19 protein-coding genes, 4 tRNA genes and 1 pseudogene are annotated in these 25,289 nt (G+C 46.8%); 6 read left to right on the forward strand and 18 right to left on the reverse strand.

What is annotated here, in order from left to right; genetic code table 11:
- Nucleotides 1-11: 11 nt before the first annotated feature.
- The 5 genes from tuf to H6629_04525 form a co-directional block, all read right to left on the reverse strand.
- Nucleotides 12-1,202, reverse strand: coding sequence for an elongation factor Tu (tuf, locus tag H6629_04505; protein MCB9067055.1), 1,191 nt, complete (start codon nucleotides 1,200-1,202; stop codon nucleotides 12-14).
- 93 nt (nucleotides 1,203-1,295) lie between these two features.
- Nucleotides 1,296-1,368 (reverse strand) — tRNA-Thr (locus H6629_04510).
- A 53-nt stretch (nucleotides 1,369-1,421) separates the two neighbouring features.
- Nucleotides 1,422-1,494 (reverse strand) — tRNA-Gly (locus H6629_04515).
- Nucleotides 1,495-1,576: 82 nt separating this feature from the next.
- Nucleotides 1,577-1,659 (reverse strand) — tRNA-Tyr (locus H6629_04520).
- 34 nt (nucleotides 1,660-1,693) lie between these two features.
- Nucleotides 1,694-1,766, reverse strand: a tRNA-Thr gene (locus H6629_04525).
- 225 nt (nucleotides 1,767-1,991) lie between these two features.
- On the opposite strand from H6629_04525, the gene H6629_04530 reads away from it, so the two are divergent.
- The gene (locus tag H6629_04530) at nucleotides 1,992-2,195 is read left to right on the forward strand and encodes a cold shock domain-containing protein (protein MCB9067056.1); all 204 of its coding nucleotides are present in this window, start codon (nucleotides 1,992-1,994) and stop codon (nucleotides 2,193-2,195) included.
- Between the two features lie 14 nt (nucleotides 2,196-2,209).
- On the opposite strand, the gene H6629_04535 is transcribed toward H6629_04530, so the two are convergent.
- Nucleotides 2,210-2,740, reverse strand: a complete 531-nt coding sequence (locus H6629_04535; protein ID MCB9067057.1) for a hypothetical protein — start codon at nucleotides 2,738-2,740, stop codon at nucleotides 2,210-2,212.
- Nucleotides 2,741-2,809: 69 nt separating this feature from the next.
- Nucleotides 2,810-3,508 carry a hypothetical protein gene (locus tag H6629_04540; GenBank protein ID MCB9067058.1) on the reverse strand — a complete coding sequence of 233 codons (699 nt, stop codon included), beginning with the start codon at nucleotides 3,506-3,508 and terminating at the stop codon, nucleotides 2,810-2,812.
- 187 nt (nucleotides 3,509-3,695) lie between these two features.
- On the opposite strand from H6629_04540, the gene H6629_04545 reads away from it, so the two are divergent.
- Together H6629_04545 and H6629_04550 are read left to right on the forward strand one after the other, a co-directional pair.
- Nucleotides 3,696-4,400, forward strand: a complete 705-nt coding sequence (locus tag H6629_04545; GenBank protein ID MCB9067059.1) for a uracil-DNA glycosylase — start codon at nucleotides 3,696-3,698, stop codon at nucleotides 4,398-4,400.
- 8 nt (nucleotides 4,401-4,408) lie between these two features.
- On the forward strand, nucleotides 4,409-5,554 hold the full coding sequence (locus H6629_04550) for a class I SAM-dependent RNA methyltransferase (GenBank protein MCB9067060.1): 1,146 nt from the start codon (nucleotides 4,409-4,411) through the stop codon (nucleotides 5,552-5,554).
- 82 nt (nucleotides 5,555-5,636) lie between these two features.
- Here H6629_04550 and H6629_04555 read toward each other — a convergent pair whose 3' ends face one another.
- The 3 genes from H6629_04555 to H6629_04565 form a co-directional block, all read right to left on the reverse strand.
- Nucleotides 5,637-6,557 carry a site-specific integrase gene (locus H6629_04555; GenBank protein ID MCB9067061.1) on the reverse strand — a complete coding sequence of 307 codons (921 nt, stop codon included), beginning with the start codon at nucleotides 6,555-6,557 and terminating at the stop codon, nucleotides 5,637-5,639.
- Nucleotides 6,558-6,595: 38 nt separating this feature from the next.
- On the reverse strand, nucleotides 6,596-7,339 hold the full coding sequence (locus tag H6629_04560; protein ID MCB9067062.1) for a hypothetical protein: 744 nt from the start codon (nucleotides 7,337-7,339) through the stop codon (nucleotides 6,596-6,598).
- 75 nt (nucleotides 7,340-7,414) lie between these two features.
- Nucleotides 7,415-7,630 carry a hypothetical protein gene (locus tag H6629_04565; protein MCB9067063.1) on the reverse strand — a complete coding sequence of 72 codons (216 nt, stop codon included), beginning with the start codon at nucleotides 7,628-7,630 and terminating at the stop codon, nucleotides 7,415-7,417.
- A 407-nt stretch (nucleotides 7,631-8,037) separates the two neighbouring features.
- Between H6629_04565 and H6629_04570 the strand changes: the two genes are divergently transcribed.
- The 3 genes and pseudogenes from H6629_04570 to H6629_04580 all read left to right on the forward strand — a co-directional run bounded on the left by H6629_04570 (nucleotide 8,038) and on the right by H6629_04580 (nucleotide 14,593).
- On the forward strand, nucleotides 8,038-11,739 hold the full coding sequence (locus H6629_04570; protein ID MCB9067064.1) for a PAS domain S-box protein: 3,702 nt from the start codon (nucleotides 8,038-8,040) through the stop codon (nucleotides 11,737-11,739).
- Between the two features lie 14 nt (nucleotides 11,740-11,753).
- Nucleotides 11,754-12,551 carry a GNAT family N-acetyltransferase gene (locus H6629_04575; GenBank protein ID MCB9067065.1) on the forward strand — a complete coding sequence of 266 codons (798 nt, stop codon included), beginning with the start codon at nucleotides 11,754-11,756 and terminating at the stop codon, nucleotides 12,549-12,551.
- An 83-nt stretch (nucleotides 12,552-12,634) separates the two neighbouring features.
- A pseudogene (locus H6629_04580) lies at nucleotides 12,635-14,593 on the forward strand (ABC-F family ATP-binding cassette domain-containing protein).
- A 1-nt stretch (nucleotide 14,594) separates the two neighbouring features.
- Here H6629_04580 and H6629_04585 read toward each other — a convergent pair.
- The 8 genes from H6629_04585 to H6629_04620 all read right to left on the reverse strand — a co-directional run bounded on the left by H6629_04585 (nucleotide 14,595) and on the right by H6629_04620 (nucleotide 25,247).
- Entirely contained in the window at nucleotides 14,595-14,903 is a 309-nt protein-coding gene (locus H6629_04585) for an HNH endonuclease (protein ID MCB9067066.1), read from the reverse strand.
- 32 nt (nucleotides 14,904-14,935) lie between these two features.
- Nucleotides 14,936-16,306, reverse strand: a complete 1,371-nt coding sequence (gene rsmB / locus H6629_04590; protein MCB9067067.1) for a 16S rRNA (cytosine(967)-C(5))-methyltransferase RsmB — start codon at nucleotides 16,304-16,306, stop codon at nucleotides 14,936-14,938.
- 145 nt (nucleotides 16,307-16,451) lie between these two features.
- On the reverse strand, nucleotides 16,452-17,333 hold the full coding sequence (locus H6629_04595) for a universal stress protein (GenBank protein ID MCB9067068.1): 882 nt from the start codon (nucleotides 17,331-17,333) through the stop codon (nucleotides 16,452-16,454).
- 117 nt (nucleotides 17,334-17,450) lie between these two features.
- On the reverse strand, nucleotides 17,451-18,794 hold the full coding sequence (locus tag H6629_04600) for a citrate synthase (GenBank protein MCB9067069.1): 1,344 nt from the start codon (nucleotides 18,792-18,794) through the stop codon (nucleotides 17,451-17,453).
- 392 nt (nucleotides 18,795-19,186) lie between these two features.
- A complete protein-coding gene (locus H6629_04605) occupies nucleotides 19,187-21,328 on the reverse strand; it encodes an insulinase family protein (protein ID MCB9067070.1) in 2,142 nt (713 codons plus the stop codon).
- Between the two features lie 56 nt (nucleotides 21,329-21,384).
- Entirely contained in the window at nucleotides 21,385-22,035 is a 651-nt protein-coding gene (locus H6629_04610; GenBank protein MCB9067071.1) for an insulinase family protein, read from the reverse strand.
- A 199-nt stretch (nucleotides 22,036-22,234) separates the two neighbouring features.
- Nucleotides 22,235-22,513, reverse strand: a complete 279-nt coding sequence (locus H6629_04615) for a hypothetical protein (GenBank protein MCB9067072.1) — start codon at nucleotides 22,511-22,513, stop codon at nucleotides 22,235-22,237.
- Nucleotides 22,514-22,838: 325 nt separating this feature from the next.
- Nucleotides 22,839-25,247, reverse strand: coding sequence for an ABC transporter permease (locus H6629_04620; GenBank protein MCB9067073.1), 2,409 nt, complete (start codon nucleotides 25,245-25,247; stop codon nucleotides 22,839-22,841).
- Nucleotides 25,248-25,289 lie beyond the last annotated feature (42 nt).

The raw sequence follows: 25,289 nt of genomic DNA on the forward strand, positions 1-25,289 counted from the left end.
GGAAAACCTGATTACTTAATAATTTCGGTTACAACGCCAGCACCAACGGTCCGACCGCCTTCACGAATTGCAAAACGCAATTCTTTTTCCATTGCGATGGGCTTTTGCAGCTCAACCGTCATTTGGGTATTGTCACCAGGCATAATCATTTCAGTGCCTTCAGCCAACTCAACTGCACCGGTTACGTCCGTTGTACGGAAGTAAAATTGCGGACGATAGTTAGCAAAGAACGGTGTGTGACGACCACCTTCTTCTTTTTTCAACACATAAACTTCAGCTTTAAATTTTGTATGCGGCGTAATGGAGCCCGGCTTTGCAGCAACCATTCCTCGCTCAAGTTCTTCTTTCGAAACACCACGCATCAACAAACCTACGTTGTCGCCAGCCTGACCCTGATCGAGAAGCTTCCGGAACATTTCAACGCCAGTGATGGTGGTTTTGCGATCGCGATCCAAACCGATCAACGCAATTTCATCGCCAACCTTAACAATACCACGTTCGATACGACCAGTACCCACGGTGCCACGACCGGTAATACTGAAAACATCTTCGATTGGCATCAGGAAAGGCTTATCAATATCGCGTTCCGGTGTCGGAATATAGCTGTCAACAGCTTCAACCAGCTCTTGGATACACGCGTTTGCAGCCTGATCCCCAGGATTACTAAGAGCATTCAAAGCGCTTCCACGAACTACCGGTATATCATCGCCGGGGAATTCATAGCTACTCAGTAGCTCACGAACTTCCAACTCAACGAGGTCGAGCAATTCTTCATCATCAACCTGATCGACTTTGTTAAGAAACACAACGATATATGGCACGTTTACCTGACGAGCCAACAAGATGTGCTCACGAGTTTGCGGCATCGGGCCATCAGCAGCACTAACTACCAAAATCGCACCGTCCATCTGAGCGGCACCAGTAATCATATTTTTAATGTAGTCCGCGTGACCAGGGCAATCCACGTGTGCATAGTGACGATTGTCAGACTCATATTCTACGTGAGCTGTTGCAATCGTAATACCGCGCTCGCGTTCTTCGGGAGCATTATCAATCGAATCGAACGAACGCGCTTTAGCCAGACCTTTATTGGAAAGGTGCTGAGTGATTGCTGCGGTCAACGTTGTTTTACCATGGTCAACGTGCCCGATTGTTCCCACGTTAACGTGGGGTTTACTTCTGTTAAATTTTTCTTTAGCCATTAGAGAATCCTCCGACTGTTAGAAATTGTAGAAACTGATCAATGAATTTATTCTCAATAATTAAACTAAATATTTTTCCGGATAAATAAGTAGAGCCCACGACCGGATTTGAACCGGTGACCTCATCCTTACCAAGGATGTGCTCTACCTACTGAGCTACGTGGGCTTGAAAAAAGAGAGGAAGCTCCTTGCAACTTCAAAACAAGGCGCTTCCCGCTGAGCGGGAGACGAGACTCGAACCCGCGACCCTCAGCTTGGAAGGCTGATGCTCTACCAACTGAGCTACTCCCGCGTATGTAAAAACCTTTCCTCTAAAAAAACAACTCCTCGCCCATAACTCATTTTTCTATAAAGCCGAGCTAAAGCTTTTAGCGTGGGGAGGGGCGGATTCGAACCACCGAAGGCCTGAGCCGACAGATTTACAGTCTGTTGCGTTTGACCGCTTCGCTACCTCCCCGAGTATTAATTACAACAATATCGGAGCCGCTGTGAGCTGGTGAAGGGACTCGAACCCCCGACCGGCTGATTACAAATCAGCTGCTCTACCAACTGAGCTACACCAGCATTTCAAACAGCCGCTAAATATAATCAGCCAAAATCCAAATGCAATAGCAAAAAAATTTTTTCCGGATCGAAAAAGCGTCTGTTTTTATCTTCAAAAAGCTGTTTAACTCGGGTTTTAATGCGACTCCAAATATAGAAAGAAAATTTTTCAGTTGCAAATGCATTACGACAAAATTACAATTATTCATCTCAAAAAATAAATTAGACGATAAAATGGAGGCAAAAATGGAAAAAGGAACCATTAAAATGGTCGATTTGGTGAAGGGATTCGGCTTTATAACGACAGAGGAAGATGATGAGGTTTATTTCTCCGTTCGCGATATCCATCCCAAATCGCGGAATACACATTTACGTGAGGGACTTGATGTCGGGTTTGATTTAAAACGGGAAATGAAGGGCGACCGCGCGATAAATGTGCGCGTATTGTAGCTGCTTCACTCTATTTATTTATGGGGATCGCTGAAGAATTGTTTTATGGCTTTCAATACTTTGGATTCAATAAATTTATCATCCGAAAATTGAAATATTATTTTCGTGTGTTGATTCTGTCCGAATCCGGCGCCAATCACTCCGCCCACGATCATTCCCCCAAAGGCAGCAAAAGCTGGAGTAAAATCCGGCAAAGTCGCAACGTCAGATGCTGTGGCATTATCAGCACCGGATGAAACCATCAGCACGCCTGTCAATCCGCCAACCAATATTCCCAAAGCAATACCTGAATTTCGCCCTACTTTGCGATCGGACAGATGAATTTCGCGCAAACTATCAATGGATATTTGCTGTTGCTCATCCGTTGCGATGTTGAAATAGATCGTTCTTTCAACCGCAAGCGCGTCGGATGTTCGAATTGTATCGAACGATTCGGTAACAAAAACGACATCAGGACAGTGGTTGATCTGCGGATTAATTCGCTCCGGTTTAAAATTATCTCGTGGAATATTTATCCGCAACGCGCAGCCGGAAAAGAATATCAATCCACATAACATAATGCTGAAATGTGCCGCACAATATTTCACTTTAATCCCACATTGAAATTCGAACAATTAATCCCAATTCGATGAGTTCCTAAATGTTAACACTATTAAACCAATAGGAATATCAAATACTAAACCTAAGAAGAATAATTTTTGGACATTTGTTTGATGGGTTAAATGAACTGAACGTATCTCGTTGATCGGCAGAGAACGACGATCAACTTCATTATTTTTAGATTCACAAGCAACAATCCAGACTTCGGTTTGTGGTAACATATATTTTCTGTCAAATGCCAAAATTCCTGAAAATTCGTATCGCCGTCCATTCGTTTGAAACACATTCACGATATCGTTAATCGGAATTGATGTTTCATCCGATCGGGCCAATTCATTTATAAACACCCGGTTACTGGTAAAGCGATCGATCACCCCGATCAAATGTTGCTTTCGGGTAAATATTTCGACGGTATCGCCGGGCAGAGGGAGGTTGCGCAATCCGGTTTTCGAAAAAAAAGAGCGGCAATAATTTCGATATTCAGCAGGTGTCATTTCATATGTACCGACAAATTTACCGTAAAAATGTTCTCTGGTTTGGGTTTCAACTTCCACAGCTTTGCCATCTTCGAGATAACGATTGAGCAGGTTGCTGTTTGCATCTTGTGGAATGGCATTCAACCGATTTTGAGTATGCGCAGCAAGCGACAAAATAACCGAGCACCCGGAAGACAGATTACACAAGGTCAGAAAAATCATTAGCCGTATTAACAATTAATACTTCCTTTCACAACGGTGGTTGATTGCTAAACTTCAATTATAATGCCAACGGAACAGACACATTTTCCGTTTGGAAATATGGCTTTTCCTGTGCATCATTGATATTGTTCGACATTTTTTGCCGACAAAAAACTAAATGGATTCGACAGAACTACCGAATCCGAAACCCTTTTGATTGAAAATGACCATCGAATCTACTAATAATGAAGTAATTGGCTGCCGTAATTGCCAACGGTTGGTGGCATGGCGTGAACAGGTTGCCCGCGAGAAAACCCGGCGATTTGCCGATTCGGATTATTGGGGAAAACCCGTTCCCGGATTTGGTGATCCGCAGGCACAATTGCTGATTGTCGGGCTTGCTCCCGCTGCCCACGGTGCGAATCGTACCGGGCGGATGTTCACCGGCGACCGCAGTGGAGACTGGCTGTATCGCGCGTTGCATAAAACCGGTTTTGCCAGTCAACCTGAATCTGTTTCCCGTAATGACGGATTGAATTTGCGCAATTGTTACATTTCCGCATTGTGCCGCTGTGCACCGCCGGCAAACAAACCGACACCTGAAGAATTCAACAATTGCAGCCGGTTTTTAAAAGCAGAGATTTCCCATTTTATAAAATTATGGCAGGAAACCGCCAAACCCGGTGCGATACTGTGTCTCGGGCAACTGTCGCAGCGATACACATTGCAGCAATTATCCGATACCGGCATCGAGATTCCCAAACCGCGTCCCGCATTCGGGCACGGCGAAATCACGGATTTATCCGCCAGATTGCGGCTGTTCAGCTCGTATCATCCCAGCCAGCAAAACACCTTTACCGGCAAGCTCACCGAACCGATGTTCGATGCCGTTTTTGCCGCAATTCAACAGTTCATCTCACAAAAGTAGAAAATGTAATGGATTATTCGTATCAACAAAATCAACGGTTTTTTGCACAAGTTGCCGGCGGAATTGAAGCGCTGGCTGCCGAAGAATTGGCGGAGCTCGGCGCGTCGGATATTTCCGAACGCTATCGCGGATTATTTTTTACAGCGGATTTTGAAACGCTTTACCGGATCAACTATTGCTCGCGACTGCTCAGCCGGGTGATTGCGCCGCTGGAAGGATTTCAGTGCCGCCACACCGACCAGATTTACAAAAAAGCGAAATCCATGGCGTGGGAAGATTTTTTCTCGGTGGATGATACTTTTGCGGTTTACGCGAACGTTTCCAACTCGCCGATCAACCATTCGCTGTTCGCTGCGCTGCGGGTGAAAGATGGCATCGCCGATCGATTTACCAATAAATTGGGCAAACGCCCGAATGTGGACACCAAAAATCCGACCGTTTGGATCAATTTGCACATCGATCAGGATCAGGGAACCATTGGCATCGATACATCCAACGGACCGCTGCACAAACGCGGTTATCGTCGCGAAAGTATTTTGGCGCCAATGCAGGAAACCTTGGCTGCAGCCATCATCCGGTTGAGCGAATGGAACGGCGAACGCCAGCTGTTCGATCCGATGTGCGGCAGCGGAACATTGCTTTCGGAAGCGCTGATGCACATTTCTCGAACGCCCGCGGGCTATTTCCGGAAGCGTTTCGGATTTGAAATATTGCCGGAATTTTCGCAGGAAGTTTGGGATCGCGTCAAAAAAGAAGCAGATGCGCAAATGCGCGAACCGGCAGAAAATTGCATCGCCGGTAGCGATGAATCCGCCAAAGCCGTGAAAGCCACGCGAACCAATTTGGCGGTTCTGCCTTTCGGCGAACGGATCAGAATTGCCCAGCGTAACTATCTGGATATTCCGGAGTTATCCGGCAAAACCATCGTCACCAATCCGCCGTACGGCTTACGATTGGAAATGAATACTGACATGCAATATTTCTTCAAAACATTTGGTGATTTTCTGAAACAGCGCTGCGCCGGATCAACGGCATTTGTGTATTTTGGCGAACGCGAGCACCTCAAATCTTTGGGGTTGCGACCCAGTTGGAAAAAGCCGTTGGCCAACGGTCCGCTCGACGGGCGGCTCGCCAAAATTGAGCTGTATAAATAAAAAAAGACAAAAGGCAACCGCGTTCCGTGCGATTGCCTTCTGCTGCTTCAGGGAGTTAGGAAGGGATATGGGGTAAGTTGTTTCAGGCGACGCGCAATTTTAGCTGCGCGCTGCGATCTGTTTTTTCACTTCGATTATCACTCAAAACTAAAATTCGACGATTCCGGGCAGGAGCAACGGCTGACTGTCGTGCCGCGCTGATCCGCAGCAATTCGATGGCATTGCCTTTTTCGCAGGAAATGCCCGCAGCCGACAGTACCCGGTGAACAATGGTTTCGGCTGCGCGTTCGGATAACCGCCCAGGACCTTTCCGGCGGGCATCGCTCAAAAACAAAATCCGGTTTTGATATTTGCGGTTTTCCAGATAAAAATTGAGAAAATGCAATACTTCCTGAGGAATTTCGATATCCTGCACATCACCCGAGGCATCCGTAAAATTCAGCCGGCAGACATCCTCAACCCAACAAAAATGTCCCGATTTTCCGGCATCGATCACCGGCAAAATTTTTCCGCTTTCATGAACATTCAACGATAGCGCAGCCGTTGCCGAACAACCGGTTGCCAACAGAAAGAACACCAGGGCTGTTTCCCGCCGTTGGGTATCGTTACTCACATTAAATACCAGGTATTCTCTCAGTTGGCGAAGCTCGGTTGCAGACAATTTGCGCATGCCGTTGGTTCTTTTTTCCGTCAGCCGGATGATCTCCGAAAGCCCCGTTTCCGAAATTAATTCGTTCATTTCCAGATATTCCAAAAATGATTTGAACGATTTGAGATAGCCGTTTTCCGCAACTTCGTTAACTTTTATACCGTCTTCGGTTAATTCCCATCGACGGTTTTTCCATGCGTTTTGCACCCGGTTGCCGGTAATTTGCCGAACATCCGTCACTTCGAGATGGTCCACAAAAATCGGCACATATCCCAAATATTCAACCACTTCCGGCTCCGGCAACCTCAGCTGTTTTTCCAGATACGTTTTAAATCCGCGAATAACGCCAAACATCACTCAATCTCCTGATTTACAACGATTTACAAACTTGATCAATTAGAGCTGTAATTGTTCAACAGCGTTTCTTTTTCCGTATCGACGCCCATTTCTTTGTAATAGCCTTTCACCGTTTGCGGCGAAACGCCAACCCGTTGCGCGACTTCGGATACGCTCATTTCCGGCTCTTTTTTGTGGAGATCAAACACCATCTGTTTGCGCTGGCTTTTGGTAAGTTTGCGTTGCTGCCGCGCTTTTTGCAATGCGCGATTGTCACCGGTGTTAAGCGGCATCGGTTCGTATCGCACAATTCCGCTGGCGTTTTCGACGCGCCGTTGCGAATTTTGCTGTTGCTGGTGCAATTCCATCAAATTTCGTGTGCCGATGGTATCGGTCATCACATACGCCAAAATCGGGAAAACGATGGTTCCGGCAACCCATTGGGTCCATGTCAGCGGATCGAGGCTCATTAGCGAATCCCAGGTCAACTGAATCCCATAAGCGGATTTGAATCCTTCCGACATATTTGCAACGCCGGATGCGAACAAAACCATGCTGGTCACGATACGAACCATCCAGGCTAATTCGCCGTCGCGGATAAGTTCATCTTTAAAAATGGACATCGCGACGACACCCGAATCAATTGCCAATGCGGCGATGCCGCCCAAAATTAAGCTGCCATAAAAAAACTGGCTCATAAACGTTGTGGTGTGCATAAATGTCGCCGTCAAAATCCCGATCAGACAGAGTGCACCGGCCCGATATTTAATCAGGTCCCTGAATTTTGATCTTTTATCCATACAAAAAACCTCCAATCATAAAAGTGTGCTACAACGGTGGGGAGTGCTTCCGGCACCGTACAATTATTCCATTTGTCAACCTTCCAAACCATCCGGGTTTTCCCGCCGTAACTGGTTTTTCGCAGGTAAAAAATTCACGCCCTGATACCGGACTGTGTAATAGCGCAAATACTGCTTTCCGGTTAAAACAACCTTGATATCATCCGGCGAAACCGGGCGATCGGTTTGTTCTGCCCTGCACAGCGCGCTGTTGGCTAATTCGCGCGTATCGATAATTTGAATGGCGTTCATAACTTGTACTCCTTACTTATTTGAAATGAATATGTATTGTGTATCCAACTCAAATTTGCCAAAATTTGAGTTGGATTTAAATGCGAGCATTCTTACATTGATCAACGAACCAATTTTTTAGTGTATTTTCGTTCACTCGTATAATACTATTTCCAACCTACTTTGTCAAGCAAAAAATGCAAAAATAGTGATTTTTCGTATACTATTTTTTTGGTGTTTCCAACCCCATTATTTTCAATAAGTTGGGGAATCACTTTCTCTGGATTATTGTGAACCCGACGCTAAACTTTCCGTAAAACCTGCTGATGCGCGGTGTTTTTGGGAGCTACTTATGGCGACCGTTGATTAAAATCCTCAAGTACCGTACATTCATATGTCAGAAAAAAAACCAACGCCGGGTCATTTAAATGGAATATCGAATACAACTGCTTATCATTGATGACACCGCCAGCCGTGAATACGATTGGCGACAATTATTGGATGGCTCAAATTTCGATCCGCTGTTGATAGAATCCAGCCGCGATGCATTGGCTCATCTCGAAAACAGCCTAACAGATATCATATTGATAAAACTGAACTTACCGCGCATCGACGGCGTAAGTTTTATTCGCATGTTTCGAAAATTGAATCGTCCGGTACCAATTGTTGTCTTTATGGATGAACCCGATATTCCCCAAACAGTCGCAGCAATGAAAGCCGGCGCCAGTGATGTAATTTTATCTGCTGAATTGCCCGACCGATTGCCGGCGGTTTTGAAAAATGCACTCAAAATATCCAAATCAGAAAATGAAGACGGTAATACGACGGAGAATGAGGTAATCCGGGAGCTGGAGCGCAAAACGTATTCGCTGGCGATGGGCAATATTGCCATGCTCGAGATGCAGGAAAAACTGGAAGCCAAAAATGCAGAGTTGAACAGCGTACTCCGCGATTATTCCCGAAGCCGTGAAAATCTTCAAGCGATTTTGGACATCTCGCCAACGGCGATAATTATGGTCAATGAATCGGACAAAATCATCGCATACAACAAACGCGTGTTGCAATATTTCGGCATCAAAAATGAGTCTGTCGACAATTGCCGGTTTGATGATTTTCTGAACACAATTGCCCCAACGTTTAACCATTTCGATGCATTCAAAAAAACAATTGAGCAGCCGGACCAGATGCTCAAACCGGAGGAGTTTGCCCAACTGGCGCGGCTTTCTGATTTTCAGCGACATGTTTTCAGCCTGTCGCACCCGGTTACCCGAATGATTGTGCCATTTTTGACCTATCCCGAACCATTTGGCGAAGGGAAGCGCTGCCGTATTTACACGTTTATGGATGTCACCGAATTACGGCAGGCAAACGCCATGTTACATGCCATTGTGGATGCCTCTCCATTGCCATTTATCGTGAGTCGATTGAGTGATGGTGAAATTTTGTATGCCAATAAACCGCTCGCCGATCTGGTGGGCAGGGAGCCGCACGAGGCAATTGGCATGAAAACGCTGAACTTTTACGCCAACGAATCGGATCGTATCGATGTGGTTCGTAAAATACAAGAAAACAAACAGTTGCAAAATCACGAAGTATTGATTCGCAAAGCCGATGGCAGCAGTGCGTGGATGAGTTTTTCGCTGGTGGTTACCGAACTGGATGGCGAAGAAGTTATTATCGGTGGATTGTATGACATTGACGTTCGGCGACGCGCGGAAGAAGCGTTGATTGAAAGTGAGGAGCGATTCCGGCAACTTACCGAAAACATCCGCGAAGTTTTCTGGATTTACGATGTAAAAAGCGGCAAACCGCTATATTTGAGCCCGGCGTATGAGAGCATCACCGGATTGGATCGCAACGCGATGATGGAGCACCTCGGCGCACTATTGAACATTATTCACCCGGATGATCGCCAGCGAATTAACACAGCAATGCTAAAGCAAATTACCGGTGAATTTGATGAGGAATACCGCATCATCAAACCGAATGGAGAAGTGCGCTGGATTCGTGAACGTGCGTTTCCCATCCACAATGAAGATGGCGAAGTGGTGCGAATTTGCGGCGTATCGGAAGATTTTACCGAACGGAAATCTGTCGAAAATGCGTTGCGCCAATCCGAAGAAGCGCTGCGAACGATTTTCAACGCATCGTACGATGCGATTATTATTCACGATGAATTTGGCAAAGTGATCGACGTAAACGACAAAATGTTGTGGCTTTACGGCGTCAGCCGGGAAGAAGCGCTGCAAATGTCCGTTCCCTCATTTAATTCCCAAAAAGAAACCACACAGGAAAAGCTGTACGAGCTGTGGAAGGAAGTAATGGACGGAAAACCGCAATTTTTCGAATGGATTGCGCGGCGTCCGGGAGATCAAACAACTTTCACAGTGGAAGTTTTTCTGCAAAAAATCCCGTACAACAACCGGCAGGTAATTCTCGCGAATATCCGCGATATCACTGCTCGCAAAAGGGCTGAAGAAAACCTGCTGCTTTACCGCAAAATTTTTGACAACTCCAACGACCCGATTTCGATCATCAGTGCAAACAATACCATTGCGCACGTTAACCCGGCAGTTACAAATTTGTTTGGCTTCACGCCGGAGGAAATGCAGGGCAAAAGCCCGGGCATTTTTATTGGCGAAGACGTGGTAGCCAGCATCCTCCACAGTCGCCCGACGGAGACACCGGGCATCCGGAAAGAGATTCGATTTATCAACAAATCTGGTAAAGAAGTTATCATAGAATTAAGCGGATTCCCGATTTATAACGATGATGGCAAACTGATTTACAGGGTAGGTATTTCGCGGGATATTACCGAAAGAAAACGGGCACAAGAGGCGCTGCAACATGCGCATGATATATTGGAACTTCGCGTAAAAGAACGCACCGCAGCGCTCGAAGCCGCCAACCACAGCCTGCAAAAAAGCGAGGAGCGCAACAGCGCATTGCTGAATGCCATTCCCGATCTGATGTTCCGGATGCAAAAAGATGGCACATATCTGGACTATCATGCGCCGAAGGACAGCGATTTGGCGATTCCCCCGGAAGCGGTCATCGGCAAAAACCTGCGGGACACGATGCCGCCGAAACATCTGGAATTGGCGTTTCGCAAAATTCACGAAACCATCGCCAGCAACGAATGGCAATTATTGGAATACGATATGCCACACGGCGACCACACCCATTATTTTGAGGCGCGGATTGTCAAAAGCGGCGAAGATGAGGTGATTTCGATCGTGCGGGATATCACCGAACGAAAGCAATCGGAAAAAGCGCTCAAACGCGCCCACGAGCAATTGGAGCAACGGGTAAAAGAACGCACGGCGGAGCTGGAAACCGCCAATCGTCATCTGCGGGAAACCCAGACACAATTGATCCAAACCGAAAAAATGGCAACGCTGGGCATGCTGGCTGCGGGCGTGGCTCACGAAATTAACACGCCCGTCGGGGCGATCAGCAGCATGCACGACACCCAAACCCGTGCGATGGAAAAGCTGAAAGTGCTGATCGAAAAGGAATCACCTAACTTGTTTGAAAACAGCGCGATAAGCCGCATCGTAAAATTGATTGATGATGCACAGAAAATCATCGGGAACGGCACGGATCGCGTCACAAATATCGTGAAACAACTGCGGCGCTTTGCCCGGTTGGATGAAGCGGAACTAAAAGAAGCCGATATTCACGAAGGTATCGAAGACACGCTGCAACTGATCCGGCATGAGATAAAACACCACATCACCGTTGTGAAAGAATTTGGCGATGTTCCACCAATTTCATTTTACCCGAGCAAACTCAACCAGGTGGTTTTGAATCTGGTGATGAACGCGAAACAAGCCATTTCCGGCGACGGCACGGTGACCATCAAAACCTGGCACGAAAACGGGCAAGTGTTCATCAAAATCAGCGATTCGGGCAGCGGTATTCCCGCTAAAAATTTACCCAAAATTTTTGATCCCGGCTTCACCACCAAAGGGGTGGGCGTCGGCACCGGATTGGGCTTATCCATTGTTTATCGCATCATCACAGAAGACCACCGGGGCAGCATTCGCGTTGAAAGCGAGGTTGGCAAAGGCACCGTTTTTACCATCAGCATTCCCGATAATCTGGATGAAATATTAAACCACAAATAAATCTGTCACCATCGATGATTACAATAACAGCAATCGATAAATCCAAATTTTTCAAAGGTTTGGCAAAGGAATATTATCGCCAGTTGACCACACCGCTGGACGGCATGTGGGAAACCGCGTATATTTCCAATGCCAACCAATGGCAAATGAATTTCGGAACGGAAATCGCCGGATATTTTTGTGTGGATGCGAACCGCAGCCTGCTGGTGTTCAACCTGTTTAAACGATTTTGGGCACATGCGAATGCCATTTTCGATCATTTGCTGGCAATGAATTTGTTCGATAGCGCCGTGGTCAGCACCGGCGATTCGCTGTTGTTATCGTTGAGTATGGAACGCCAGCACCACGTCAGCGTGATTGCCTATTTATTTGAAGATTACCAGAAAATTAAACCGGAAATCAACGGATTTGGGAAGCTGGAATTCCGGCAGGCAGTTCCGGGAGAGGAGATAAAAACCGAGCGGTTTTTCCAGAAAAGCCTGTCCGTAAAAACCTCGTTCCGGGCGTTTGTGGATAATCTGATCCGCAAAAAACAGCTCTATTTTTTGTTCGATAATGAAAAACTCATCGCCACCGGCGAATTGCGCAAAAGCGCGTCGCAGCCAAAATATGCAGATTTGGGGATGATTGTCGATCCGGAATATCGCAATCGCGGCGTCGGGCGATATGTGTTAACATTATTAAAATCAAAGTGTTATCAACGAAAGCGTATCCCAATTTGTTCAACCGAAACCGATAATTTCGCATCCCGAAAAGCAATTGAAAACGCCGGATTTATCAGCCGGCATCGTTTGCTGGCTGTTGCATTTTGACCGTTTTGGGCTTATTTTTACCGGCTGTTTCGCAATATTAATTGGATTTATCTTTATCTATTATCCTTTTTCCAAATGAAAAAATGTTACAAATAAAATCTCTGAAATACATTATTGGCGGGCGCGAACTGCTGCGGGACATTAACTGGATTATCAATCCGGGGCGGCATATTGCGCTGATCGGACCGAACGGCACCGGCAAAACCACGTTATTGCGTATCATCAGCGGTGTGCTCCGCGCAGATGACGGCGAGATGGTCAAGCCAAACGAATACCAGATCGGTTATTTACCGCAGGAAGAAATTTCGCTGGCGATGAACGACATTCTCGAAGGCGTCATCAAAGGGCATCAAAAATTGCTGGCAATGCAAACGGAAATCGACCGGCTGCACAGCGAACTGGCGGCAAATCCCAAAAATACCGAACAGGTGATGAACAAACTGAGCATCATCGAAGAGCAATTCCGGCATTTGGGCGGTTACCGGCTGGAGTCGGACGCCAAATCGATTTTGGCAGGATTGGGTTTTGCCGAAAGCGATTTTCATCGCCCGTTGGGAGATTTCAGCGGTGGCTGGCGGATGCGGGTGTATCTCGCGCGATTGCTGCTGCAACAGCCGGATTTGCTGCTGCTGGACGAACCGACCAACCACCTCGATCTCGAATCGCTGGAATGGCTGGAAGGCTATCTCAAACAATTTCCCGGCAGCATCATCACGGTTTCGCACGATCGCTTTTTTATCGATCGCATCGCGGATGAAATTGCCTCGCTGGAGCAGGGAAAACTGGTGATTTATCCCGGAAATTATCAACAATATGAGACAAAAAAAGCCGAACGCGAAGCGCTGCTGATCAAAAAATATGAGGAACAAAAAGAAGAACGGGAGCGCATCCAGCGATTTGTTGACCGTTTCCGATACAAAGCCACAAAAGCGGCACAGGTGCAAAGCCGAGTAAAAATGCTCGAAAAAATGGAAACCATCGAGCTGCCGGAGCCGCCGTCGACCATTTCGTTCAACATCCGGGTGGAAACCCACAGCTATAAAGATGTGCTGCATATGAACAATTTGTGGTTCAAATATACTGATGACTGGGTGTTGCGGGATGTAAATCTCAGCCTGTATCGCGGCGAAAAAGTGGCGCTGGTGGGCGTTAACGGCGCGGGAAAAACCACCCTTACCCGGCTGATTTTTCAGCAATTCCAACCGCAAAAAGGAAAAGTGCACATCGGCGAAAGGGTGCAAATGGGTTATTACGCCCAGCATCAGGTGGACACGCTCAATCTGAACGCCACTGTTTTTGAGGAAGTTGAGGCAACGGTTGCGGATGCACATCGCCCGAAATTGCGCGACATACTCGGCGTTTTCCAGTTCAGCGGCGACACAGTGGACAAACCGATTCACGTGCTTTCCGGCGGTGAAAAAGCGCGGGTTTCGCTGGCGAAAATCCTGCTCTCGCCGGTCAATTTTTTAATCATGGACGAACCGACCAACCACCTCGATATCGCATCGCAGGCAGCGCTGGAAAAGGCGCTCAGCGCGTACGACGGCACATTGCTGCTCATTTCCCACGACCGTTATTTTCTGGATAGCATGGTTACCAAAGTGATCGAATTGAAGGATGGCGGGTTGCGCCAATTTGAGGGGAAATATTCGGATTATCTGGAAAAGCGCAAAAGTCACACACTACCATCGGCGATTCCCCAAAAGCAATCCCAATCGGTAAGCGCAGCGGATTCAGGCGTTTACAAATCCAAAGAGCAAAAGCGCCGCGAAGCTGAAGCCCGGCAGGCCATCAGCAAAGAGCGCAAAAAGTTGCAGCAAAATGTGGATGAATGTGAGAGCAATATCGAATAAAAAAAAAAAGAAAAAGCGGATATCGAAACCGCGCTCGGCGATCCGTCCACCTACTCAGACGGTGCCAAAACAGCCGCGTTGCAAAAGAGATATGCCGAGGTTAAACAATTATTGGATGAGGCATTGGCAGCGTGGGAAGTTGCCCACGAAGAACTGGAAATCTTGCTCGCGCAGTTAGATGCGGAGTAATTTACTCCGGATTTTCATCCGTATTTTTTTTCTCTTCTGCCAATTTCCTGAGGATAATTTCTGCAGGTGTGAGGTGATTTTTTTCATTATTGCAGGATTTACAGCAGGGGACCACATTCCCTTTCACCGATCGGCCGCCGCGGGAAACCGGCACAATGTGATCCATCGTCATTTCTTCCGGCGGAACAATATTGCCACAATAATGGCATTTGCCATCGGCAATTTGGCGTTTCCACCACTGGCTCCGTTTTAAATCCTTCGCTTTTTGCTTTTCCCGGGCAACGTGTCCGGCATCTTTGTTGATTGAAATCCAATCGCTCAAAATGTAACTCCCATAAAATCTTAGCTTGCAGCATTTCCTTTTTTACGCAACCGCACGGCAAACGATCCATCCGTTTGGTGGCGATGCGGAAACGTGCGCACGGAATAGCGATCCCACAAATAATGTTGCGGCACATCTTTCCGCAAATCTTCTTTCACAAATTCCGGGTGGGCGGCCAGAAATTCGTCCACTGTGTCCTCATTTTCGCGCTTTTCGATAGTGCAGGTGCTGTAAACGATCACACCGTTATCTGCCAGCGCAGCGGCAGCGGCAGCGAGCAGGCTGAGCTGTAATTTGTGCATATTTTCAATATCTTCCGGCACGCGCTTCCATTTCAGATCCACTCGTTTGTTGATCACCCCGAAACCGGAGCAGGGCGCATCCAGCAAAATTTTATCAAATTTGATGTTCAACGGCAGGCTCAATCCGTCCCCGTTGATCACTTCCGCGACGGTTACGCCCAACCGCTCCAGATTATCTTTTAATGCTTTGGCGCGCGGTGCGTGTTTTTCCAGATCAACCAGCAATCCCTGATTTTGCATGAACTCGCTGATATACGCACTTTTGCCGCCGGGTGCGGCGCACATATCCAAAACCCGTTCGCCTGGTTGCGGGCGGAGCAGCCGAACGGGAATGCCGGTGCTCACATCCTGCACAGCAACCTGTCCATTGCGCAAATAATCCAGTTTACGGAATTCCGAAAAATCATCGATCCAGATAAACTCCGGGAAATCGGTATTGCGCTCGTATGTCACACCCTTTTCTTCCATCTCCGCAAACAGCGCATTTTCATCGGTTAGCAGCAAATGGTTGATGCGGATGGCAATTCGCGGGCGGGCGTTATTCGCTTCGCAGAGCGCCATCGTATCATCCACGCCCCATTGTTCAACCCAACGCTGGATAAGCCAGGCCGGATGCGACAGCGTTACGCAAAGCCGTTCGATATAGCCAAGCTGCATTTCCTGATATTCCAGTTTTTTCTGCTGACGCAAAAAATTGCGCAAAATAGCGTTCACCAGATTGGCGGTTTTCTGGTTGTATTTGCTTTTGGCAATTTCCACCGCTTCATTCAAAATGGCGTACGCCGGAATGCGATCCAGATAAATCAGTTGGTAAATCGAAGCCCGCAGGTTGTTTTTTACATCGGGAATCAGGTTGTCGTATTCGCCGACATACAGCTGGTTCAAATTCCAGTCCAGCCGGAATCGCCAGCGCAACACGCCGTTCACCACTTCGGTAATCAACGCACGATCTTCATCGCTGTAGCTGTTAATTTCGCGATCCAACAGTTTGTCGGTGTAAGATTGGCGGGTATCAACCCGGGTCAGAATGTCTACAATTTTGTTACGTGCGCTCGATTGTGAGCCAATGTTCTCGTTAGCGTTTTCCATTTGTTGCCAATTGTATTGGGTTTATGAAGTCCTTTTACTGTATGCATTGCGCATGGGTTCCGGACGGTTTTTCGCTGCCGAAACCGAATAATTTGAGGGCGAAAATCAATAATTACAGGTAATTATACAATTACGTCGCGTGACATCAATGTTCGTCGCGTTTGACAACCAAAACCGGGCAACTTGCCCAACGAACCACTTTTTCCGCAGTTCCGCCAATCTGAATATATTCCAGTCCGGTTAATCCGTGAGTGGAAATAATCATCACATCGAAAGATTTGCAGTAATTTACAATTTCTCTATGAACCACGCCTTCGGTTACAACAAAGTCTTCAATGTAGCTTTCATCGACGGTGTCTGCAACAAATTCGCGAAGATTTTCAACAATGGATTGTTGAAGTGAAGGTTCGATTTCAAATATAGATTCTTCTTCGGCAGAACTGAATGAAGGATAATTTTCCTGCTCGATGACATGCATAAAAACAATTTTTGCGTTGTGATGTTTTGCGAATGAAACCGTGTATTCCAGCGCTTTTTGGGAATGTACCGAAAAATCCAGCGGCGCTAAAATCCGTTTGAAACGAATGTTATGCAAGGCATGTGGGATGGTTAAAATCGGCACTGAAGAAAAACGTATCATTTTTTCGACAACGCTGCCCTGCACAAAAAACCGGAATCCGGTTTGACCGTGAGTGCCCATCACCACAAGATCGTGCGGGTGATCCTGCAAATATTCCTGTAGGGAATCGACAGGCGAAACACCGGTTATCAGAATAAAGGAAACGTCCTGTATTTCTTTTTCTAACTTATCGCCGTATTGTACCTGAAATTGCTGGCGAATAAAAGCATTTTGCTTTTCCAGCACATTTTTTTTTCGGTTGTCGCCAATGGTACCATGCGGGGTGACAATGATATGGATCAGTGTGACTGACGCGCCGAACCGGCGCGCTATTTTCCGGGCAGCTTCGACGGACTTCCGGGAAAATTCGCTAAAATCGACCGGGACAAGTATTTTCTGAATTTCCATGGCTTTGTCTTTTTCGCGTCAATGCAAAAAATACACTCCAATTGCCGATATTACAACCGAAAAAACGGCGGTGGCGAAACATTTTTCACCACCGCCAAAACATTGTTATTAAACAGTTTATCGCTTCGTTATTGAGATGTAGTCTTTAGCTTCGGCAACACTCCGGTAGCCCGGGCGAATGATGCGTCCGCCATTGATGAGTTCATCGATTCGGTGAGCAGACCAGCCAACAACCCGGGCCATTGCGAACATCGGCGTATAAATTGCAGGATCGAAACCGAGCATGTCATACACAAATCCGGAGAAGAAATCGACGTTTGGCGAAATGACTTTGGTTGAGCCTTTTACGTCTGCGAAAATCTGCGGCGTTACTTCTTCGATGTGCAAATACATTTGCAATTCGTCTTCGCGGTTTTTCACTTTTGCCAATTCGCGGGCTTTTTCTTTTAATACGATTGCGCGCGGATCGGATTTGGTGTAAACGGCGTGCCCCATTCCGTAAATCAGCCCTGTTTTATTGTAGGCTTCTTTGCGGATAATTTTGGTCACATATGCCGAAACTTCATCTTTATCTGCCCAGTTTTTCACGTTTTCTTTAATGTTGTCCATCATAGACATAACCTGGGAGTTGGCAGCGCCATGCAACGGGCCTTTCAGCGAACCGATTGCCGCAGCAATGGTGGAATAGCTGTCTGACTGGCTTGAGGAAACAACGTGACTGGTGAACGAGGAGTTGTTTCCTCCGCCGTGTTCAGCGTGGAGAATTAAAGCCAGGTCCAGCAATTCTGCTTCCAGATCGGTGAAATGGCCATCCGGGCGCAGCATGTGCAAAAAGTTTTGGGCAATATCATAGCCTTCTTTCGGCATGTTGATGAACAGCGGATCGTTGTGGAATTTGTTGCGCATCGCCACATAGGAATATGCAATCAGCGCCGGGAATTTTGCAGTGAGGCTGATGCTCTGGCGCAAAATATTCGATACAGAGGTATCATCCGGATTTTCATCCAGCGCATACAGCGTGAGCACGCCTTTCTGCAGCATATTCATGACACTGGCGCTGGTGAATTGCAAAATGTTGGTGGAAATAAACCTTCGGGATAAAGCCATTTCGCTATACAGATGGCTTTCGAATTCTTTTAATTGATCCGGTGTAGGTAGCTCGCCCAACAACATCAGGTAGGTAATTTCGCTAAAGCCGTGGCGTTTTTCTGCCTGTAATCCTTTTACGATATCTACAATATTAATGCCCCTGTAAGACAAACTGCCTTCAACCGGCTGTAGTTTGCCATCAATCTTTTTTGAGCCGACCACACTCGAAAGCTTTGTCAAACCGGCAAGAACTCCGGAACCGTCCGCATTTCGCAGCCCCCGTTTTACATCCAGCTCCGTAAACAGATTTTTGTCAACAGTATTGTTGGCAATAATCTTCTCCGAAAGTTTGTCAAAATAATCGTTGCTCATTTAATTGCCCTCGCTAAGTTGCAGTGAATGTTGGTACTTCTGATGTTTATTTCATTTGGCTAAAGTCGGCAAATTAATTGGATAACTGAATGTAAATTTTACAATTAAACATGCGAGAATAAAACAATCACACCCTCTGTCCAATATGAAAATGTTCCGTGAATCAATTTGAATATAATGATAATCCAAAATAAAATCCATCATTCTTGGAATTACCTGCAACTGCTATATAACTATTAGATTGTGGCAAAATCAATAAGAATTTCCGGTTGATGCAATACTGACGGGCAAAAAAAAGGCGCCGGAAATTCCGGCGCCAATCTTCTGTTTTCAGCAAATACTCGTTCAGCAATTGTTCGATTTTGCGGAGCGCAATACCCCAATCGGTTAGGTTATTCAGATTCAATAGTATTGCCTTTTGTGTCCAGCATAACTGGTTCACCGATACCAAGCTCCGTCATCCGGGGTGCCTGTGTTGCGGCATCGCCGACAATCAGGTAAACCATTTTGTCCGGGTGAATGTATTTTTTCGCCAACATCTGATGCTGCTCGGTGGTCATGTTTCGGGTAACCTGTGCTTCTTTTTTGATAAAATCTACCGGTTTACCATACATGGCGATATCTTCCAGCATGCTGCGCTGTGCATCCAGCGTTTCCAAACGGCGGGTGTTGGATTGGATCAACGCATCTTTGGTAAACATCAGGTCTTCTTCAGAAATGCCGTCGAGATATTTCCCGATTTCTTCTTTCACGATTTGGGCAGATTCCAGCGTCACGTTGGATTTTACACCCGATGATGCCAGGAAAAATCCCGGATTTATTGATCCGGTGAAGAAGGAACGCGCACCGTAAGTGTAGCCTTTTTCTTCACGTAAAATCATGTTTAATATGCCGTTAAAGCTGCCGCCGAGACGATAATTCATCACGCTTGCCGCATGATAATCGGCATCGGTTTCCGCCAAACCCAAATGTCCGGCAAAAACCTGCGATTGTTTTGCGTTGGGAATATCCACAAAATACAGCTGTGTTTTTTCCGTCATTTGCGGTGCCGGGAATTCCGGGAATTTCACTTCTTTTTTCTGCCATTTTTTAGCCAGTTTTTCGAAATGTTTAACCGCATCTTTTTGGCCGAGCGCTCCGGCGATGCAAACATTGGCAACGGACGGCGAGAAATAATTGCTGTAATAGGCTTTCAGATCGGCGATGGTAATGTTTTCGACATCTTCGACATCGCCGGTGACCGGGCGACCCAGCACATTATCGTTGCCGTAAACCAACCGGCGGAACACCCGTCCGGCAACTGCCGATGGGTTAACGCTGTTGCGCTGAATGCCTTCGATGGTTTCCTGTTTGATGCGGGCAAATTCTTTTTCATCCCAACGCGGTTCCAGCAACATTTCCTGAAATAGCGCAAAAACCTGGTCAAATTTGGATGCCAGCGAATTGACGGTAAACGTAATCGATTCGCGACCGGTGCTGATGCGGATGCTCGCACCCAGTTTTTCGATGGCTTCTTCCAGTTCCTGCGGGGTTTTGTTTTTGGTGCCTTCCATCATCACATCGCTAACGAGGTTGGCAACACCCATTTTGTTCAAATCATCCAGCAATGTGCCGCCTTTCAGCGTCATCGAAAATTCTACCAATGGCAACTCGCTGTTTTCGATGCCATACACTTTCAGCCCGTTTTTGTAGCTGTGCTCCCAAACTGCCGGAATGGTAATTTCCGGTGCGGGACCTTTGGCAGGTTCAACGGTGCGATCAAATGCGGTGGGCATTTTTTCCACCACAAAATCGGATGCCATCGATGCAGTTTCGGTCGTCGCATCGGCGGATTCTTCCTCAATTTTTTCCTCTACAACCGGAAAACGCTCGGAATTTTCCGCAGTAAGTTCCGGTTTTCCTGCCGGCACAAAACTGGTGATCACGTACGGTTTATCTTTCAGATATTTGTTGTAAACCGCCCAAATATCAGCGGAGGTTACATCCAGCGTATTTTGGATATCGTTGGTAATGAAATCCGGTGAACCGGCGTATTCGTTATAATATGCCAACTGAAACGCTTTTGTAAACACGCTGTTGATGCCGTTGTAAAAATTGGTTTCGGTGCGGGCTTTGATACGGGCGAGATCATCTTCGGTGAATTTTTCCGTTTCGAAACGCGTGAACGCTTCTTTCACGGCTTTTTCCACATCATCCAGATCGGAAGTGGGGAACGCGCGAACGCGGATGCGGAAATCACCGGCAATTTCGCTGCTGTTTTGCCGTGCGGAAACATCCGGCGCAAGCTGTTTTTCTTCGACCAGCACTTTGTAGAGCGGCGCTTTTTTGCCCTGAGACAGCAGATCGCCCAATAAATCCAGCGCGTACGAATCTTTTTTGAATTGCGGCGCCGTCGGGAAAACCATGTTCATTTCCGGCGATTGTGCAAAATTATCTTCATGAAACGCGCGTTTGGTTTCCGTCAGCGATACCGGCATTGCCTTTGGTTCGGCAACTGCCGGGCTGGCTTTCAGCTCACCAAAATATTTTTGCACCCATGCTTTGGTTTGGGCTTCGTCAAAATCTCCGGCGATAACCAGCGTAGCGTTGTTCAGCCCATACCATTTTTGTAAAAATTGTGGATGTCTTCAATGGTTGCGTTCTGCAAATCTTCGAACGAACCGATCACCTGCCAGTTATACGGATGCTGTTCGGGATACATCAATTTGTGGATCACATAATTGGTGTGGCCATATGGCACGTTATCCACCCGCTGGCGTTTTTCGTTTTGAACAACGTTCTGCTGATTTTGAAATGCTTCCATCGTTACCGTCGGCAGCAGAAAACCCATCCGGTCAGATTCCAGCCAGAGCACCATTTCCAGCGCATTTTTGGGCACTACTTCGTAATAAATGGTGCCGTCTTCCCATGTTCCGCCGTTCAGCGTACCACCGGCACCCTGAATTTTGCGGAAGAACTGATCCTGCCCAACGTGTTGCGATTCCTGAAATAACATGTGTTCAAACAGGTGGGCAAAACCGGTGCGTCCCACTTCTTCGCGGTTGGAGCCAACGTGGAAAAGGATTGCCACAGCGGTAATCGGGTCGGAGCGATCTTCGTGTAAAATCACCTCCAAACCATTGTCCAGCTTGTATTTCTGGTAATCAATTTTCAATGCTGTATCCTGTGCAACGGCCGTTGCACCCAACAGCATTAGCATCGCCAGAACAATTAGCGATGCAGCATTTTGTCTGAAATTCATAACGCCTCCATTCGATGTTGATACGATGACGGACATTCGCCCGCACTATTTTTATAAAAATATCAAGATTTTTCTTTACGTAACATTCGTTTCCGGGATTCATAAAATTTATTTTTTCAACGGATGAACGGCAATTCACAGATCTCAAAAAAACCCAACGATTGCGAGCGACAGGCTATCCGGGAGGGAAAAATATCTTTTAAAAATTGCTGATATTATTTTCAAGAAAATGAACTTCACTATCGATGACACCCGCGGTTTTGTCAGCTTTTTTCCCTTCCGGGGCGTTGATAAATGCTTTCGCAGCGCTGATGTTGCTAACCTGAAACACGTAAAAAATATTGTTCGGGTCATCCAATTCCCGCCAAAAATGGACCAAATAAAGCCCTGCACCACGGTGCTCACCCTGATTGGAATCAAAAACCTTTTTCCATTTCGCAAAATCAGCAACGCGATTCCGGCACAATAAATAAAACATCGTTCAAAAACCTCATTCTATTTTTTCGATATGTTTAACACCTGCAACAAACGATTGTTTCTTGCGATTACGAAAAATATAGAACTCTCAGAATCAGATGAATATAAAGATTTTGAACCGCAATGTAAAACCTGAATAAACATTCCGGCATTTCTAATAAAGGAAAACTGTCGGGAAGGATTTGGGTCTGTCGATCAATATTTTGAGGGAGTGCCCGGGAAATCGATCGAAAAAAAGGTAATTTTTGCAACAAAATTGCGGAATCCCGTGCGAAAAAAAACACCGCTGTCCGGGATTCCGCAAAATACGGGGGATCAGCAAAAAATTATTCGTATCGCAACGATTTTACCGGATTGGCAATTGCCGCCCGAACAGACTGGAAACTGACCGTGAACAGTGCGATGAGCAACACCAAAAGCCCGGCACCAACAAAAATCCACAGCGACAAATTGAACCGATATGCAAAATCCTGCAGCCAGTTGTTCATCGTAAACCATGCGACCGGCGTTGCGAAAAGAAAAGCCACAATCACCAGCTTAAGAAAATCCTGCGACAATAACGAAATAATACTTCCAACCGAAGCCCCAAGCACCTTGCGAATCCCGATTTCTTTGGTGCGCTGCTCTGCGGTAAACGCTGCTAAACCAAACAAACCGAGGCATGCGATAAATATTGCCAGCCCGGAAAATACGCCCATCATTTCCCGCGCTTGCTGTTCTTTTTCATAAAATTTGGCAATTTCATCATCCAGAAATTTGTATTCGAATGGAAATGCCGGCATAAACTCCGCCCACACTTTTTTGAGGTGCGCCAGCGATTCGTCAATTTTATCCGGCTGAACCGCAACGGTAACCCGGTAAAAATGGTTTGGCCAATAGCCAAAAAGAATCGGTGAAATCGGCTGTTGAAGCGATTGATTGTGAAAATCCTTCACCACGCCAACCACTTCGCCGGTAATGCTGTTCATCCCGATGGGTAACATTTTACCAAGCGCTTCCTGCGGATCAAAAATTCCCCATTTGTGAAGCGTTGTTTCGTTGATTAGAATTTCTGCGCGTTCTTCGATGGGTAAATTTCCATCAAGCGCACGTCCGGCAACCAGTTGCAAACCGAACTGTTCGAGATAATCTTCATCAATCAAATAGAGGCTGATGTTAAATCGTTTTGACGATTCCCGCCCTTCGGGGTATGCGCTGGTGCCAAAATTAAACCCGCCCAACGGCGGTTTGAACGCGGCAGTAACGCCGGTGATTCCGGAATATTGCATCACTTCGGCTTTCAGCGATTGGTAATCTTTCCGGGCTTCGTCGGTTTGGATGGGCAATACAATTTTCGCAGATTTTTTGAAACCGAGCTCGGCATTTTGCATGTAGCGAAGTTGCCCGTTGATCACCATCGTTGCGATAATCAACACGATCGTCAGCGAAAATTGCAGCACCACCAAAATTTTCCGCAAAAACAACGCTCCGCCAGCCTTATTCTGGATTTTTTTCAACCCTTTCAGCACCAGCACCGGCTGAAATGCGGATAAATAAAACGCCGGATACGCACCGGCAACCAACCCCGTGAACAGGCTGAGCAGCAAAAATCCGCCGAGCACATCCCAATTTGCCAACCAGTCGAACGGAATTTCTTTTCCGGCCAGTTTCTCAAACAGCGGTAAAAATAATTCTGTCAGCCCGAACGCGATAATCAACGCCAGGGTTGTCAACAGCAGGGCTTCGCCGATAAATTGCGTAATAAGCTGTCCGCGCATCGCGCCGAGGGTTTTGCGCATCCCCACTTCTTTGGCGCGTCCGGCGGAACGAGCGGTCGCCAGATTCATAAAATTGATGCAGGCGATGCCCAAAATCAACAACCCGATGCCGCCGAGCAGCCACAACAAATACATCGGCGTGCTGCCATCCATTTCGCCATCGAAATTCGATTTCAAATGAATATCCAGCATTGGCTGCAGCAAAACTTCGCGTTTGCGCAATTGGGAATCGTCGGTGTATTTGTCCATCAATCCGGCGATGTTCGCGGAAAGCTGCGTCACATTTGTGCCTTCGGGAATCAGCACATAATTGTAATTCCCGATATATGCGCCCCACTGATAGGTCGGGTCCCAACCCAGCAGCGACTGGATATCGGAATGGTGCGAAGCGATGAAATCGTATTGAATATGCGATTGCAACGGCGCTTCGGATACGATGCCGGTGATCAAAAAATCGACCGCATTATCCAGCCGCAGCGTTTTTCCGATAGGATTTTCAGCGCCGAAATATTTGGTGGCCATCTGTTGCGTCAAAACCATTGTGTTCGGTTCCTGCAACGCAGTTTGCGGATCACCCTGTAACAAGGGGAATGTGAACACTTTGAAAACATTGGGCTTAGCAAACATTATCCGTTCTTCGAAAAACTTGTTTTCACCGTGGGTTACCAGAAAATTGCCGGGATACAAAATGCTGCAAATATCGCCGATTTCCGGGTGATCGGTTTTTAGCGCCTCAGCCAGCGGAAACGGGTTGAGCACCACAGTTTCGATGCCTTCGCTTTCTTCGGTGCGGATTATCACACGGTAAATCCGGTCTGCATTTTCGTGGAATTTGTCGAAATTCAGCTCGTTGCGAATGAACAACATGATCAGCAGGCAGCACGCCAACCCCACCGCCAGCCCGATCACATTTATCAGCGAATACAATTTCTGTTTGCTCAAATTGCGCAACGCAATTTTCAGATAATTTTTTAACATGCCGGATTTCCAGTATTTAAAATGTGTGTGTTTCGGTTTCAC

Source organism: Calditrichia bacterium (assembly GCA_020634975.1).
Lineage (GTDB): Bacteria > Calditrichota > Calditrichia > RBG-13-44-9 > J075 > JACKAQ01.

What these genes read in the sequence shown, in the direction of transcription:
- H6629_04615 (MCB9067072.1), bottom strand. Translation starts at nt 22,513, where the DNA reads ATGTTTTATTTATTGTGCCGGAATCGCGTTGCTGATTTTGCGAAATGG.
- H6629_04575 (MCB9067065.1), top strand. Translation starts at nt 11,754, where the DNA reads ATGATTACAATAACAGCAATCGATAAATCCAAATTTTTCAAAGGTTTG.
- H6629_04620 (MCB9067073.1), bottom strand. Translation starts at nt 25,247, where the DNA reads ATGTTAAAAAATTATCTGAAAATTGCGTTGCGCAATTTGAGCAAACAG.
- rsmB (MCB9067067.1), bottom strand. Translation starts at nt 16,306, where the DNA reads ATGGAAAACGCTAACGAGAACATTGGCTCACAATCGAGCGCACGTAAC.
- H6629_04565 (MCB9067063.1), bottom strand. Translation starts at nt 7,630, where the DNA reads ATGAACGCCATTCAAATTATCGATACGCGCGAATTAGCCAACAGCGCG.
- H6629_04610 (MCB9067071.1), bottom strand. Translation starts at nt 22,035, where the DNA reads ATGAATTTCAGACAAAATGCTGCATCGCTAATTGTTCTGGCGATGCTA.
- H6629_04530 (MCB9067056.1), top strand. Translation starts at nt 1,992, where the DNA reads ATGGAAAAAGGAACCATTAAAATGGTCGATTTGGTGAAGGGATTCGGC.
- H6629_04560 (MCB9067062.1), bottom strand. Translation starts at nt 7,339, where the DNA reads ATGGATAAAAGATCAAAATTCAGGGACCTGATTAAATATCGGGCCGGT.
- tuf (MCB9067055.1), bottom strand. Translation starts at nt 1,202, where the DNA reads ATGGCTAAAGAAAAATTTAACAGAAGTAAACCCCACGTTAACGTGGGA.
- H6629_04600 (MCB9067069.1), bottom strand. Translation starts at nt 18,794, where the DNA reads ATGAGCAACGATTATTTTGACAAACTTTCGGAGAAGATTATTGCCAAC.
- H6629_04550 (MCB9067060.1), top strand. Translation starts at nt 4,409, where the DNA reads ATGGATTATTCGTATCAACAAAATCAACGGTTTTTTGCACAAGTTGCC.
- H6629_04555 (MCB9067061.1), bottom strand. Translation starts at nt 6,557, where the DNA reads ATGTTTGGCGTTATTCGCGGATTTAAAACGTATCTGGAAAAACAGCTG.
- H6629_04545 (MCB9067059.1), top strand. Translation starts at nt 3,696, where the DNA reads ATGACCATCGAATCTACTAATAATGAAGTAATTGGCTGCCGTAATTGC.
- H6629_04570 (MCB9067064.1), top strand. Translation starts at nt 8,038, where the DNA reads ATGGAATATCGAATACAACTGCTTATCATTGATGACACCGCCAGCCGT.
- H6629_04595 (MCB9067068.1), bottom strand. Translation starts at nt 17,333, where the DNA reads ATGGAAATTCAGAAAATACTTGTCCCGGTCGATTTTAGCGAATTTTCC.